Source organism: Pelomonas sp. KK5 (assembly GCF_001984095.1).
Lineage (GTDB): Bacteria > Pseudomonadota > Gammaproteobacteria > Burkholderiales > Burkholderiaceae_C > KK5.
The window spans coordinates 1-15,731 of the sequence record NZ_LYVQ01000011.1; the positions used below are offsets into that span (position 1 = coordinate 1).

The 15,731-nt window shown below is 70.1% G+C and carries 2 protein-coding genes; both read right to left on the reverse strand.

Annotation, left to right across the window (positions count from 1 at the left end):
* On the reverse strand, positions 1–13,723 hold a 13,723-nt coding region (locus B0W88_RS02665; protein ID WP_077033106.1), incomplete at its 3' end, for a YDG domain-containing protein.
* Between the two features lie 64 nt (positions 13,724–13,787).
* On the reverse strand, positions 13,788–15,500 hold the full coding sequence (locus B0W88_RS02670; protein ID WP_158080783.1) for a ShlB/FhaC/HecB family hemolysin secretion/activation protein: 1,713 nt from the start codon (positions 15,498–15,500) through the stop codon (positions 13,788–13,790).
* Positions 15,501–15,731: the final 231 nt, after the last annotated feature.

Consider the following 15,731-nt stretch of genomic DNA (forward strand, 5'->3'; position numbering starts at 1 on the left):
CCCCGGTCGGCGGCGCGGGCGGCAGCACGATGACCGCCTCGTTGCTGATCGTGCCGGTCAGGCCCTGCGGCTGCACGATGGCGTAGTTGCCGGCATCGGCGCCGCCGAGGCCGATGTTCGTCGTCACCGGCTTGTTGGTGCCCGGGTTCGGGTCGGCGAACTGGCCGGTGCCGGCATTGGTCAGGCTCAGCTGGTCGCCCGGCACCACGTCGCCGGGGCTGAGGATGGACCCGGTCAGGCCCGCGCTGGTCGTGCCGTCGAAGATCTTGGGCAGCACCACCGTGCCGATGACGGTGACCGTCTTCGGCAGCACGTCCACCGTGCCGGTGGCGGTGGTGGGTACGGTGACCTGGTAGTTGCCGGCGTCGGGGCCGGTGAGGCCGCCGGTGATCGTCACCGCCTTGTCGTTGCCGGCGTTCTTGTCGGCCGTGGTGCCGGTGGCGCCGTAGCCCACGCTGTCGCCGGGCAACACGCCGCCGATCGTCACGCCGCTGGTGTTGATCGGCACGTTGGTCGTGCCGTCGTAGGTCTTGGTGAAGTCGGTGGCGCCGCCGTTGCCGCTGCCGGGCAGGTTGTCGACGGTGATGGTCCTGGGCGTGATGTTGGCCGTGGTCGTCGCCTGGCTGGTGATCGCGTAGTTGCCGACGTCGGCGCCGCTGTAAGTGCTGCTCAGGTTCACCGTCTTGCCGGTGCCGGCGTTCTTGTCGGCGAAGCTGCCGGTGGCGCCGAGGCTCAGCTGGTCGCCGGCGATCAGGCCGGCCAGCGTCGCGGCGCCGGTGTTGACCGTGGCGGCGATGGTGGCATCGTAGACCTTGTTGTCGGCGGTGATGCCGCTGACGACCAGCGCCTTCGGCGACACCGTCACCAGGCCCGAGCCGGGGAAGCCGGTGAAGGCGTAGTTGCCCGCATCGGCGCCGGTGAGCAGGCTGGTGATGGACACCGGCAGGTTCACACCGACGTTCTTGTCCGCCGTCGTGCCGCTGGCCGAGAGGCCCAGCTGGTCGCCCGGCAGCAGGCCGCCGAGGTGGACGCCGCTGGTGTCGATGGGCACGAGCGTGGTGCCGTCGTAGGTCTTCGTCAGGCCGTTGGTGTCGGGCAGGCCGGACAGGCTCAGCACCAGCGGCGTGATGCTGGCCGTGGTGGTGGTCTGGCCGGTCAGCGTGTAGTTGGCCGCATCGGCGCCGGTGAGGGCCGCGTTGAGGCTCACCGTCTTGGCCGCGCCGACGTTCTTGTCGCTGAAGCGGCCGTCGGTGCTGTAGCCCACGACGTCGCCGCTGACGACGCCGCTGAAGGTGGCATTGCCCAGCCGCAGCGTGGCGGCCATGGTGGCGTCGTAGACCTTGTCCAGCGCGGTGATGCCGGCCAGCACCAGCGCCTTGGGCGTGACCGTCACCAGGCCCGAGCTGATCGGGAACACGTAGACGTAGTCGCCCGCGTTGGCGCCGGTGAGGCCGCCGGTCACGCTGACCGGGATGTTGTTGCCGACGTTCTTGTCCGGCGTGGTGCCGCTGGCGCTCACGCCCACCTGGTCGCCGGGCAGGATGCCGCCCAGCGTGATGCCGCTGGTGTCGATCGGCACGTTGGTCGTGCCGTCGTAGACCTTGGTGAGCCCGCTGGTGTCGGGCAGCGTGCCGCCGGCGGTGATCGTCAGCGGGGTGATGGTGGCGGTGGTCGTCGCCTGGTCGGTGACCGTGTAGTTGCCGGCGTCGGCGCCGTTGTGGGTGCTGACGATGCTGACCGTCTTGCCCACGCCGGCATGCGCGTCGGCGAAGCTGCCGGTGGCGCTGACGCTGAACTGGTCGCCCGCCACCAGGCCCGCGTAGCTGATGCCGGCCAGGCTCAGCGTGGCGCTGGTCGTCTGGTCGTAGGCGCGGCTGGCGGCGGTGATGCCGCTGACGACCAGTGCCTTGGGCGACACCGTCACCAGGCCCGAGCTCGGGAAGCCGGTGAAGGCGTAGTTGCCCGCGTCGGCGCCGGTCAGCAGGCTGGCGATCGTCACCGGCAGGTTCACACCGACGTTCTTGTCCGCGGTGGTGCCGCTGGCCGACAGGCCCAACTGGTCGCCCGGCAGCAGGCCGCCGAGCGTGACGCCGCTGGTGTCGATCGGCACATTGACGGTGCCGTCGTAGGTCTTGGTGAGGCCGTTGGTGTCGGGCAGGCCCGAGAGGCTCAGCATCAGCGGCGTGATGCTGGCGGTGGTGCTGGTCTGGCCGGTCAGCGTGTAGTTGCCCGCGTCGGCGCCGGTGAGGGCCGCGTTGAGGTTGACCGTCTTGGCGGTGCCGACGTTCTTGTCGCTGAACAGGCCGTTGGTGCTGTAGCCCACCGTGTCGCCGCTGACGACGCCGGTGAACGTGGCGCTGCCGAAGCCCAGCGTCGCCGCGAGGGTGCTGTCGTAGACCTTGTCCGCCGCGGTGATGCCGCCGAGCACCAGGGCCCTCGGCGTCACCGTCACCAGGCCCGAGCTGATCGGGAACACGTAGACATAGTCGCCTGCATTGGCACCGGTGAGGCCGCCGCTGACGCTGACCGGCAGGTTGGTGCCGACGTTCTTGTCCGCCGTGGTGCCGCTCGCGCTCACGCCCACCTGGTCGCCCGGCAGCACGCCGCCCAGCGTGATGCCGCTGGTGTCGATCGGTACGTTGGTCGTGCCGTCGTAGACCTTGGTCAGCGCGCTGGTGTCGGGCAGCGTGCCTCCGGGGGTGATGGTCAGCGGCGTGATCGTGGCAGTCGTCGTCGGCTGGTCGGTGATCGCGTAGTTGCCGGCGTCGGTGCCGCCGTAGGTGTTCGTGAGGTTGACCGTCTTGCCCACGCCCGCATGCGCATCGCCGAAGCTGCCGCTGGAGGCGATGGTCACCTGGTCGCCGGAGACCAGGCCGGCGTAGACCGTGCCAGTGGTGTTGACGGTGGCGTTGGTGGTCTGGTCATAGGGCCGGTCGGCGGCGGTGATGCCGCTGATCGTCAGCGCCTTGGGCGACACAGTGACCGAGCCCACCGTCGGGAAGCCGGTGACGCTGTAGTTGCCGCCGTCGGTGCCGCCCAGCAGCGCGGCAATCGTCAGCGGCAGGTTGATGCCGACGTTCTTGTCGGCGGTATTGCCCTGCGCCGAGAGGCCGACCTGGTCGCCGCCCAGCACCCCGACCAGGCTGACGCCGGTGGTGTCGATGGGCACCAGGGTCGTGCCGTCGTAGACCTTGCTCAGGCCGGAGACGGGGGGCGAGCCGGAGATCGTCAGCGCCAGTGGGTTGATCGTGGCGGTCGTCGTTGCCTGCGGCGTGATCGTGTAGTTGCCGGCGTCCGTGCCGCCGAAGCTCTCGCTCAGGTTGACCGTCTTGCCGATGCCGGCGTTCTTGTCGGTGAAGGCGCCGCTGAGGCTCGAGAGCGTCACGTTGTCGCCGGCCACCAGGCCGCCGAAGCTCACGCCGGCGCCGCTGACGGTGGCGCTGTTCGTGCCGTCGTAGGTCTTGTTGGCGGCGGTGATGCCGCTGACGGTCAGCGCCTTGGGCGTGATGCTGCCGTCGCTGCCCGCGAGCGAGGTGCCGCCGGTGACGTAGTAGTTGCCGCCGTCGGCCCCGCCCAGCGTGAGCCCGCTGACGGTGTAGCTCAGGTTGGTGCCGACGTTCTTCTGCGAGAAGGCGCCCGTGCCGCTGACGGTGACCACGTCGCCGCCGTACTGGCCGTTGAGGCTCAGCGTGACGCCGCTCATCGAGGTGTTGCCATCGTAGACCTTGCTGACCCCGCCGGCCGACACGGTCACCGCCGCCTGCTGCACCGCCTCGTTGCCGATGAAGGTGACCGGACCGGCCAGGTTGCCGCCGCCGATGACCGGCGCCGCGTCCGCGATCGTGTAGTTGCCGACGACGACGCGGCCGGAGGTGCTGGTCGTCGCGCCGGACGGGCCGAGCGTGAAGCTCAGCGTGCCGCCGACGCCGTCGGTGTAGCCGTAGCTGTTGCCGGTGTGGCTGGTCTGCGTGAGGCTGCTGATGACGTTGCTGCCGTCCATGTACTGGACCGAGGCGACCGTGTAGGTCGGCACGACGCCGTAGGGCGTGTCCACGTTGACCGTCTTCACCAGCGCGTTGTTGGCGGCCAGGATCGTGTAGGTGCCGTTGGCGAAGGTGACGTTGTAGTTGCTGCTGGTCACGCCGCTGGGCACCAGGGCGCCGCTGTAGACGCCGGCGGCCACGTCGGTGCCCGCGTTGGGCCGGGTGACGGCGAGGCCGCTGGTGTTCAGGCTGGCCGCAGTGTCGCCGCCGACGAAGCCGGTGTAGTGGACGCCGTTGAAGCCCGCGTTGTCGGACTGCGTGACGAAGCGCGCGTCGTCGTTGGCGGTGACCACCAGGCCCTTCGTGAAGATCGTGGCCAGCGCGGTGGGCTGGCTGGTGATGGTGTAGTTGTTGACGTCGGCGCCGCTGTAGCTGCTGCTGAGGTTGACCGTCTTGCCCACGCCGGCATTGGCGTCGGTGAAGGCGCCGGTGGCCGACACCACGACCACATCCCCGCCGAACAGGCCGCTGTAGACCGCGCCGGTGGTGCTGACGGTGGCGTTGACCGTGCCGTCGTAGACCTTGTCCGCGGCGGTGATGCCGCTGATCGTGAGGCCCGCCTTGTTGATCGTGCTGGTCGTGTTGCTGGCGTAGCTGACCGTGTAGTTGGCGCCGCCGTTGCCGTCGTTGACGGTCACGCCCGAGACGGTCAGCGTCTTGTTGCCGATGCCGAAGTTCTTGTCCGCGTAGGCGAAGCTGCCGCCGCTGAGGGTGTCGCCGGAGAACAGCGTGCCGCTGCCGACGGCCGCCGTCGCGCCGGTGGCGGCGGTGGTGCTGTCGTAGGTCTTGGTGAGGTTGGCCGCGGTCAGCACCAGGGTGGCCGGCGTGATGCTGGCGGTGGTGGCGGCCTGGTCGGTGATCGCGTAGTTGCCGGCGTCCGCGCCGCCGTAGCTGCTGCTCAGCGCGATGGCCTTGGCCGTGCCCACGTTCTTGTCGGCGAACTGGCCGGTGGCGCTGATCGTCACCACGTCGCCGCTGACCAGGCCGCTGCGCACGGCGCCGCTAGTGATCAAGCTGGCCACGTCGGTGCCGTTGTAGGTGCGGTCGGCCACGGTGAGGCCGCTGATCGTCAGCGCCTTGGGCGTGATGTCGGCGGTGGTGCTGGCCTGGTCGACGATCGTGTAGTTGCCGGTGTCGGCGCCGCTGTAGCTGCTGCTCAGCGTGACGGTCTTGCCGGTGGCCGCGTTCTTGTCGCTGAAGACGCCGGTGGCACTGACGCTGACGAGGTCGCCGCTGACCAGGCCGCCGTAGACGGCGCCGCTGGTGCTGACGGTGGCCGCGTTCGTGCCGTCGTAGACCTTGCCCGCGGCGGTGATGCCGCTGATCGTCAGCGTGGCGGGCGTGATGTCGGCCGTGGTGCTGGCCTGGGTCGTGATCGTGTAGTTGCCCACGTCCGCGCCGGCGTAGCTGGCGCTCAGGCTCACGGTCTTGCCGGTGCCGACGTTCTTGGTGTCGAACGTGCCGCTGGCGCTGCCGAGGGTCACGTCGTCGCCGCCGATCAGGCCGGTGAAAGCGCCGCCGGTGGTGACCACGCTGGCCGTCGTGTTGCCGTCGTAGACCTTGTTGCTGGCGGTGAGGCCGCCGTAGCTCAGCGCCGCGCGGTTGATCGTGCTGGTGGTGTTGTCCACCAGGGTCAGCGTGTAGTCGTTGCCGCTGTTGCCGTCGCTGATCGTGACGCCCGAGACGGTGACCGTCTTGTTGCCGATGCCGGCGTTCTTGTCCGCGTAGGCGAAGCTGCCGCCCACCAGCGTGTCGCCGGTGAACAGCGTGCCGCTGACCACCGCGGCCGCGGCGCCGGCGGCGCTGGTGCCGCCGTCGTAGGTCTTGGTGAGGTCGGCTGCGCTGACCGTGATCGCCGCCGGCGTGATGCTGGCGGTGGTGCCGGCCTGGTCGGTGATCGTGTAGTTGCCGAGGTCAGCGCCGGCATAGCTGTTGGCCAGCGAGACCGTCTTGCCGCTGCCCACGTGCTTGTCGGCGAAGGTGCCGGTGGACGAGGCGATGGCCAGCACGTCGCCGCCGATCAGGCCGGCGTACTGGATGCCGCCGGTGCTGACGGTGGCGTTGGTCGTGCCGTTGTAGTCGCGGTCGGCGGCGGTGATGCCGCTGATCGTCAATGCCTTGGGCGTGATGTCGGCGCTGGTGGCGGCCTGGTTGGAGACGGTGTAGTTGCCGAGGTCGGCGCCGCCGTTGAGGCTGGTCAGCGTCACCGTCTTGCCGGTGCCGACGTTCTTGTTGCCGAACACGCCGGTGGCGCTGACGGTGACCGCATCGCCGCTGACCAGGCCGGTGAACACCGCGCCGCTCACGTCGACGGTCGCCGCCACGGTCTGGTCGTAGACCTTGCTGCTCGCGGTGATGCCGCTGATCGTCAGCGCCTTGGGCGTGATGCTGCCGTCGCTGGCGGTGAGGCTGCTGCCGCCGCTGAGGTAGTAGTTGGCGGCGTCGGCCTGGGTCAGCGCGAGGCCGGAGATCGTGTAGGTGAGGCCGGTGCCGACGTTCTTCTGCGCGAAGTCGCCGCTCCCGGTGACGCCCAGCGCATCGCCGGCCATCGTGCCGCCGGGCGTGAGCGTCACGCCGGTCAGCGTGGTCGTACCGTCATAGACCTTGGTGACCGTGCCGGTGCCGACGGCGACGCCCTTGGCCGTCACGTCCGCATTGCCGACGAAGTGGAAGCCGGTGAAGTTGCTGCCGGTGCGCTGCGGCGCCGCGTCGGCGATCGCGTAGCTGCCCACGTTGAGGTAGCCGCCGGTGCTGGTGACGGCGCCCTGCGGCGTCAGCGTCACGGTGGCGGTGCCGCCCACGCCGTCGCTGAACACGTAGTTGTTGCCCGAGCCGCCGGTCTGCGTGAGCGTGTGGATCACGTTGCCGGCGGTGATGTACTGCGCGGTCACGCTGTAGGCGAGGCCGCTGCCGTAGACGACGCTCTGGCTGCCCGCCTTGATCAGCAGGGTGTCCGCGGCCACCACGGTGTAGCTGCCGGGCACGAAGCTGATCGCGTAGTTGCTGGAGCTCAGGCCCGAGGCGACCAGCGCGTTGCTGTAGGTGCCGGCCGCTTCGTCCGTGCCCTGGCCCGCGCGGGTGATCACCAGCGAGCCGCCCAGCGAGCCGGCCGTGTCGGCGCCGACGAAGCCGCTGTAGCTGGCGCCGTTGTAGCCGGCGGCATCGCTTTGCGTGACCAGCTTGGCGTCGTGGTTGGCGGTGACGGTCAGCGCCTTGGTGCCGATGTCGGCGGTGGTGGTGGCGGTGGTGCTGGAGAGCTGGTAGTTGCTCGCCACGCCGCCGTTGCTGCCGTTGCCCAGCGCGTAGTCGAGCACGCTGACGGTCTTGCCCGCGCCGACGTTGGCGTCCGCGAAGCTGGCCGTGCCGTGGCTCAGCGTCAGCGTCTCGCCGCCCACGCCGGTGCTCACCGAGCCGTCGTTGCTGAGCGTGGCGGCGGTGGTGCCGTCGTAGACCTTGTTGTTGGCCACGACGCCGCCGACGGTGAGGATCTTCGGCGTGATGTCGGCCGTGACCGCGCCGGCCGAGGCGGCGGTGTAGTTGGCCGCGTCGGCGCCGGCCAGGCTGTAGCTGACGGTGACCGTCTTGCCGGTGCCGACGTTCTTGTCGGCGAAGGCGCCGGTGCTGCCGCCGGAGAGGCTCACGTCGTCCCCGGAGATCGCGCCGCCGATGCTGGCGCTGCCGCCGAGGGTGGCGACCGTCGTGCCGTCATAGGCCCGGCTGACGGCGGTCACGCCGCTGATGCTCAGCGCCTTGGGCGTCACGGTCAGCGTGCCGCTGCTGTTGCCGCTGCTGGTGTAGCCCAGGCCCACCAGCGCGGTCACGTCGGGGCTCACGGTGTAGCTGTTGACGACCAGCTTGCCGCTGGTCGAGGTGACCGGGCTCTGCACCGTCACGCTGGCGGTGTCGCCGTTGACGGTGCCGCTGCTGCCGAGCAGGTTGGGCGTGGCCGTGCCGTAGACGATGCTGGCCGTGCTGGCCGCCACCGCGGTGTTGATCGACTGGCGGTAGATGCCGTACAGCCCGGTGCCCAGCGCGGTCGTGTAGTTGGTGCTGCTCTCGTCGCTGTTGTAGCGGAAGCGGCCCGAGCCCAGGCCGATCAGCGTGGCCAGCGAGGTGTCGCCGCTGGCGCTGCCGCTGTAGAGCGTGGCGCGGCCGCCGGCGCCGGTCGTGATCGAGGGGCTGCCGCTGACGACGATGTTGCCGCCGGTGGCCGTGCCGGCCGCGCGGCTCAGCGCGGCGTTCAGCGTGATGGCCGCGCTCGTCGTGTCGGTGGTGGCGACGTTCTGCGCCACGGTCAGGTCGCCGTTGGTCGTGACGATGTTGAGCGTGCCGCTGCCGCTGACGCCGTTGGTGCTGCCGACGCTGCCGAGCGTCAGCGCGTCGACGTCCACGTAGCTGACGTTCCCGACGCCGCTGGCCGCCAGCGTGCCGATCGCGTTGCCGGCCTGGGTCAGCGTGAAATTGCCGCCGCGCAGCAGCAGCAGGTTGCTGGCGGTCAGCGTGCCGGCGCTCTGCGTGGCGCTGGTCGAGGCGCTCAGCGTGATCAGGTTGTTGCTGCCGCTGCCGGTGCTGCTCAGCGAGGCGCCGATGGCGACGGCGCCGCCGCTGATCGTGACCGGGCCCGCGGCCGATTGGGCCACCGGCAGCGACACCGCCGCCGTGTTGGTGGACTTGCCCACGGTCAGCGCCGTGTGCGTGGTGCCGGTGGCGTAGATGCTGTCGAGCGTGAAGCCCTGGGTGAAGGAAGTGCCGGGCGAGTCCATCGTCAGGCTGCCGGTGCCGTTCAGCGTGACGGCGCCGGTGGCGGTGGTGCCGCTGCCGTGCGTGATGGTGCTGCCGCGCACGATCAGGTTGCCGGTGTAGCTGCTCGCACCGTCGGCGCCGATGCGGATCGCGCCCGCCGCGGCGGCGCCGTCGGCGATGAAGTCGATGCCCTGCACGCCAGAGGTGGCGCCGCCGGAGCTCTGGTTGCCGCTGAGCGTGACGTCGCCGCTGGCGGAGGTGATCTTCAGCGTGGCGGTGGCGGGGGCAGTGTTCTCCAGGCGCAGCGCGTCGGAGGTGGTGCCGGTGCTGCTGTCCGTGCCGCTGACCGTCAGCGCACCGCTCTGCGTCGTGATGGCCACGTTGCTGCCGTTCCCGGCGGTGATCTGCACCCCGCGCGAGAAGCTGGTGAGCGCATTGGTGCGCACGTCGCTGCCGGTGATCGCGACCGTGCCGGCGCCGGTGGCGGCGATGCTGGTGGCGCCGTCGATGGTGATGCCCGCCGCCGAGTTGCCAAGCGAGGTGGCGTTCACCGTGCCGGTGATGGCGATACTGCCGCTGCCCGAGGACAGCGTGGCGCCGTGCAGGTCCACGCCGCTCACGTAGCTGGCGGCACTGCTGACGTTGGCGCGGCCCTTGATGACGATGTCGCCGCCGCCGGTGGTGATGGTGGTGCCCGTCAGCGTGGCGCCGCTCGGGTTGCCGCTGACGAAGGCGGCCGCCTCGCTCGAGGGCACCGAGACGCCGTTGTAGCTGGCCACACCGCCATTGCTGTCGGTGCCCTGCGCACCGCCGAGGTAGAACAGGCCGCCCTTGGTGTCGACCGTGCCGTTGCCGAGCTTCGCCACGCCGCGGAAGCCGGTGGTCGAGTAGCCGGCCCACAGCACCACGTTGGCCTTGTTCGTCCCGGTGCCGCCGACGGCCACGCCGTCGGCCACCTGCAGGTTCTGGCCGGAACGCAGGGTGATGGTGGCATCAGCCGCGGCGGAGCTGGTCTGCACGGCGCTGTTGATGGTCAGTCCGTTGGTGCCGGTGCTGCCGAGCAGCACGTCGCCGCTGGCTGCAACGCCGGTCACCGTCGTGGTCGCGCCATTGATGCTGGCCGCGGTGACGCCGGTGTTCAGGCCGGCGAGGCTGTCCACGGTCAGTGAGTTGGAATCCGTGTAGCTCAGGCTGCCGACGCCGCTGGCGGCCAGCGTCGTCACGTTGTTGCTCGTGCCGTCCAGCGTCACCGCGCCGCCCAGCAGCGCCAGGTTGGTGGCCGTGATCGCGCCGCTGGCGCCGTCGGTGACGGTGCCGCCGGCCTTGAGCATCAGCGTGCTGCCGGTGGCGGTGACGGCGGCATCCAGCGAGAGGTTGCCGCCCGCCGTGAGGCCGCTGCTGCCGCCGTGGCTCAGCGCGCTGTCCACGCTGAAGTTGCCGCTGGCATTGATCTGCCAGAGCGCGGTGTCGAGCGTGGTCTTGAGGCTGGTGTAGCTGCTGCTGCCCAGCGCGCCGGCCAGGTTGGTCTGCAGCGTGCTGTTGGTGGTGTCGCTGGTGGTGCTCAGGAACAGGCCCTGGCGCAGGTCGAAGCCGACGACATTGGCCCCGCTCGTGGTCGGCGCGTCGGTGTAGCTGAGGCCGCTGACCGAGCCGGCGCCGTTGAGCGTCAGCGTCCCGGCCAGCTTGGTGCTGGCGGTGACGCTGCCGGCGCCGACCAGCGCGCTGTAGGTGCCGGTGCTGCCGTTGGTCGTGATGGTGCCGCCGAGCGTGAACAGGGCGCTGCCGTTCGCGTAGAGCTGGACCGTGCCCGAGTTGGCCGTGGCCCCGGCCGAGGTGTAGGCCGTGCCGCTGATCGACATCGTGCCGCCCGGGAACATGAAGTCGAAGTACGGGTAGTAGCCAGCCGTGGATTCCCAGATCGTGCCGCTGTAGCCCGAGGGCAGCGTGCCGTTTTGCAGCTGCGAAGTGGTCTTGGCGCCGCCGCCGGTGACGCTGCTGGGTGCGCTGCTGCCGTAGGCGGTGCTGCCTTCCTTGGTGGAGTCGTAGTAGACGTTGGTGAGGGTCGAGCCGGCGCCCTGGCCGATGGAGGCGGCCACGTTGTTGGCGCTATTGGCCGTGGGGGTGGTGCCCGAGGAATAGGCGTTGGTGATCGCGACGGTGGCCCCGGCGACGTAGCCGACCAGGCCGCCGATGGCGTAGGGCGTGTTCAGGCCGTTGCTGGTGACGTTGCCGGTTTCATAGACATCCGTCAGCGTGGTGCTGTTGCGCGCCGCGCCGATCAGGCCGCCGAAGTACTGGGCCGCGCTGACGTTGCCGGCGGAGAAGGAGACGCTGACCCGCGTGTTCGTGCTGTCGCCGATCAGGCCGCCGATGCTGCTGGAACTCGCGGAGGTGCCCGTCACGTTGCCGGTCGCGTAGGCCTTGGTGATGATGATGGTCTCGGTCGGGTTGTAGTTGCCCGAGGTGTTCCCGATCAGCCCGCCTGCGTTGTTGCCGGATGTGGTGACGTTGCCGCTGGCATGGACGTTGGTGAACGTGGTGTAGCCAAGCGCGGCCTGGCCCACCAGGCCGCCGGCGTATCCGCCCGAGCCGTTCGTGACGGTGCCGGTGGCGTAGGAGTTGCTGATCGTGTTGTAGTTGGTCGTGCTGCCGTTCTGGATGTAGCCGATCAGGCCGCCGGTGTAGATGTTGCTGGTGACGGTGCCGGTGGCGTAGGAGTTGTCCACCGTCGCGCCCAGGAAGTTGACGCTGCCGTTGTGGTTGATGCCGCCGATCAAGCCGCCGGCCGGGCCGCCGCCGGAGGTGCTGGACGTGACGTTGCCGGTGGCATAGCTGTTGGTGACCGAGGACGTGAGCGTGGATGTGGTGGTGACCTGCCCGATCAGGCCGCCGATGTCCTGGGCCAGCGGCAGGCTCACCGAGGCGCTGGACCACGCCTTGTCGAGCGAGCTCGTGGCCAGCTGGCCGATCAGGCCGCCGCCGTAGCTGTTGCTGTTGTTGCTGCTCTGGACGGTGCCCGTGGAATAGACGTTCTTGATCGTCGCGCCGCTGGTCTGGCCGGCCAGCAGGCCCATGTAGGTGATGCCGTTGTTGCTGGAATTGATGGCGCCCGTGGTGATGCCGAAGTCGCGCACCGTGCCGTAGACGGTGCCGAAGAAGCCATAGATGCTGCCGGACGAGACGTTGATCGTCAGCCCGTCCACCGTATGGCCCAGGCCCGAGAACGTGCCGGTGTGCGCGCCGCTGCTCAGGCCGAAGCTGGACACGACCGAGGCCGTCGTCGTGCCGGCGCTCGTGATGTTCCTGGCCAGCGCGTAGTAGCCGGTGGTCTTACCGTTGAGGCTGCCCAGGCCGAGGTTGGCCGTGGCGCTCATGTCGTACAGCAGCGTGTAGGCGTTGCCGTTGATCGTCAGCGCCTGGCCCGCGTTGGCCGTGCCGGTGAAATTGAGGCTGCCGCCGAAGCCGCTGTTGCCGAGGTTGAAGCTGTAGTCGCCGCCGGTGCTGGTCTGGTTGCCGCCGGTGTCGCCGGTGATCATCACCACCTTGCCGGTGCCGCTGGCGGTGACCGCCGCGTTGATGCTGATGTTGCGATAGGCGTCCAGCGTCAGCGTGTTGGCGCTGCTCCACGTGATGGCGCTGTTGATCGTGATGTCGCCGCTGCCCGAGGCGTTGGCCGTGCCGGGGCCGCTGGTGCCGCTGGCGGTGGTCTGCAGCGTGACGTTGGTGGTGGCGAGGTTGGTGCTGATCGTAGACGCGCTGGAGCTGCCCACGGTGAGGTCGTAGGGGTCGAGCAGCCACTGGCCGGTGGCGGTGGCGCCGGTGGTGTCCACCGCGACGGCGCCGAGGGTCAGGTGTTGCGCCGAGGTCTCGACGGCGCCGCCCGCGCCGCTGCTGCCGCGCGCGCTGAGCGTGCCGGCGGCGCTGGTTTGCGTGCTCTGCATCGAGCCGACCTGGATGCGGCCGCCGGTGGTGCCGTCGGCGCTGATCGCCGAGCTGTCGGCCAGCGTGATCGCATCGGCCGTGATCGTGACGACGCCGCCCTTGTCGACGATGCTGCTGGCGCTCAGCGTGCCGCTGTTGACCACGCTGCCCAGCAGCGCGTCCACCGCCCGGCTGGCCAGGATGATCTGCCCGCCCTCGGCGATCACCGCGCGGCGGTTCTCCACCAGGGTCTTGATCTGCGCCGGCGTGACGGCGATGCCCTGCAGCTTGCTGTCGGGGCCGAAGTCCAGCGTCACCGCCTCGCCGGCGGCCAGCGCGATGGTGCCGGCCTGGGCCACGAGCACGCCCTCGTTGCGCACCTCGGGGGCGAGCAGGGCGATGTAGTCGGCAGCCTTGATCTGCCCCAGGTTGACGACCGACGCGGTGCTGCCGTTGCGGCTGAAGACCGCCTTGCCGGCCATGAAGTCGTCGTTGCTGATCGCCATCGTCGAGGCGACGAGGCCGCCCACGTCCACCTGCGCGCCGGGCGCGAACAGCACGCCGCTGGGGTTGACGATGTAGACGCTGCCGTTGGCCGTGAGCTGGCCGAAGATCTGGCTCGGCGCGACGCCGACCACGCGATTCAGCGTGACGCTCTGCGCGTTCGGCTGGTTGAAGGTGACCTTGGCCGATGAGCCGATGTCGAAGCTCTGCCAGTTGATCGCGGCGCGGTTGGTGCCCTGGTTGACGGTCAGCTGAGCTGCTGCGTTATTTGCACTGACCGTGGCCTGGCCGGCGACCACCTGGCCGCCGGTGGGCAGCTGGTTGGCCGCAGGGGGCGCGGCCAGCGCCGCGATCGGGATCGAGAAGAACAGGCCGGCCAGCCAGGGCGAGGCGCTGCTGCCGCCGCCACCGCAGCCGGCGCGCGAGGCCTTGCCCCGGGCGCTGACGGTTTCGGAGACGACGCACCAGCCGTTGACGGCGGTACTCCAGACGAGCTTGAAGATCCTGTTCATGCGACAAACACTCCACTGTCGACACTGCACGGGCGCCCGGCCTGCGGGCGTCTTGAATGAGCTTCTAGAAGCTGACGGTGCCCGTCAGCCAGAACCGCGTGCGGTCCAGGCTGCCGTCCTGATCGCGCCCCTGGGCATTGGCGCCGGGGTTGTCGCCGATGCGGCGGGCCACGATGGCCGAGAGCCGTGTCCGGTAGGGCGCGTCGACGGCCAGGCCCAGGCCCCAGCCGCTCAGCGAGTAGGTGCCCAGCTGGCCGGGTACGCTGTACGGGTTGCGGATGTGGCCGCGGTCGTAGAAGGCGCTCAGCTCGAAGCCCCAGGGCGCCGCTGCGGGCAGCCGCCACTTGAGGTCCACGTTGAGCAGTTGGCCGCTGGAGCCGCCGGCCTCGTTGACCGGATAGGCGCGCACGCCGTAGGGGCCGCCGAGGTAGAGCTTCTCGGCCGAGTCCAGGTTCTTGTCGGCCTGCTGGCCGCTGAAGCCCGCCTGGAGGCTCCAGTCACCGCCGAGCCGCTGCATGCGCGTGAAGCGGTAGCGCAGCGCCTGGAAGGTGCCGGCCACCCTGGGGCCGGCCGCGTCGGCGGCGACGTAGGCCGCGGGCGAATCGCTCAGCTTCACATGGCCCAGCACGAAGGTGAGGTTGCCGGTGCTGATGCCGCCGCCGCCGATCTGGTCGAAGGCGTTGCCGTCCAGCTTGAACAGCAGGTTGTCGATCGAGTAGTCGCTGATCGTGCCGGTGCTGGCGGTGTTGTACGGGCGCTTGTGCTCGACGGCGGCGTCGAGGTAGAGGTTGTGGCTGGCGCTGCGGATCGCGGGGTAGAGCAGGTCGGCCCCGAGCGTCTTCGAGCTGCCGCGCGGCTCCAGCGCGGAGAAGTCGGCGCCCACGCGGTAGTGCAGGTAGGCCGCATTGGCGCCCAGGCGCAGGCCGTCGGCGCCCAGCGGCACCGAGCCGCCGACGCGCAGGTAGCGCATGTACTCGGTGACCTGCACGATCGCGTCGAGCTGCTCGCCGAAGTGCGCGGGGCTGTTCAAGCCGATGCGGCCGGTGGCCCGCGCGGCGCCGGTGGAGCGGGCGCCGAGGTTGTCCAGCGAGGCCTCGCCGAAGACGGCGCCCTTGCTGCTGACGTCCAGCACCACGTCGGTCTCCGCCTCCTTCGCGCCGGCCGCCTGGCTGCCCGCGACGCCGATGCCCGGCAGGTCGTTGGCCAGCAGCAGGCCGCGTTCGACCGCGGGGATGTTGAACTTGGCGCCCGGCGCCTGGCGCGACTGCACGCTGCCGACGATGACGCCGGGGCGCACCGGCAGCGCGGCGGTATCGGTGCCCTGCGAGAAGCGCGTCTGGCCCAGCACCGCCTCGATCACCTTGAGCCGCACGGTGCCTTCGTCCACCTGCTGCGGCGGCACGATCACGCGGGCCACCCAGCCGGCGGCACGGTAGTAGCGCGCCACGTCGGCGGCGGCCAGCTCCAGCTCGCCCAGCGTGACGCGGCGCTGCAGGTAGGGCGCGACGATCGGCGCCAGCTGCTCGCTGGTGTAGCGCTCGTTGCCTTCGAAGACGAAGCGCTTGACGAGCAGCGTCGGGCCTTCGGGAACGCGCGCGCCTTCACCTTGCGTGGCGGGCCTCGGGGCCGTCGGCTGGGGGAGACTGCGCTGGCGTTCCAGCTCGCGCTGCTGGCGGATCTGGGCGTCGACGTCGGGGGCGACGGGCGGCTGCTGGGCAAGACCCGGCACTGCCAGGCCCAGTCCGGCCAGCAGTGCCCATGGGGCGCGGGCCGTCAAGGCCTGGGCCCCACGGAGGTCGGCAACACCGGAGAGAAGGCTTCTTCCTGCATGAGCTCCTCCATACACGAGCGTAGACCTGACTGCGTGTTTCCAGCACCCTTGGCCACCGTCTTCGCGGTGCACAGGTGTTCTCGGATGTGTTGAAACAAACATAACATAACGGCCAAACCGAGTGCACCAATATTTCTGGTTCGAGGCCCTAACGGCGAGCCTCGACGGCAGTATCGG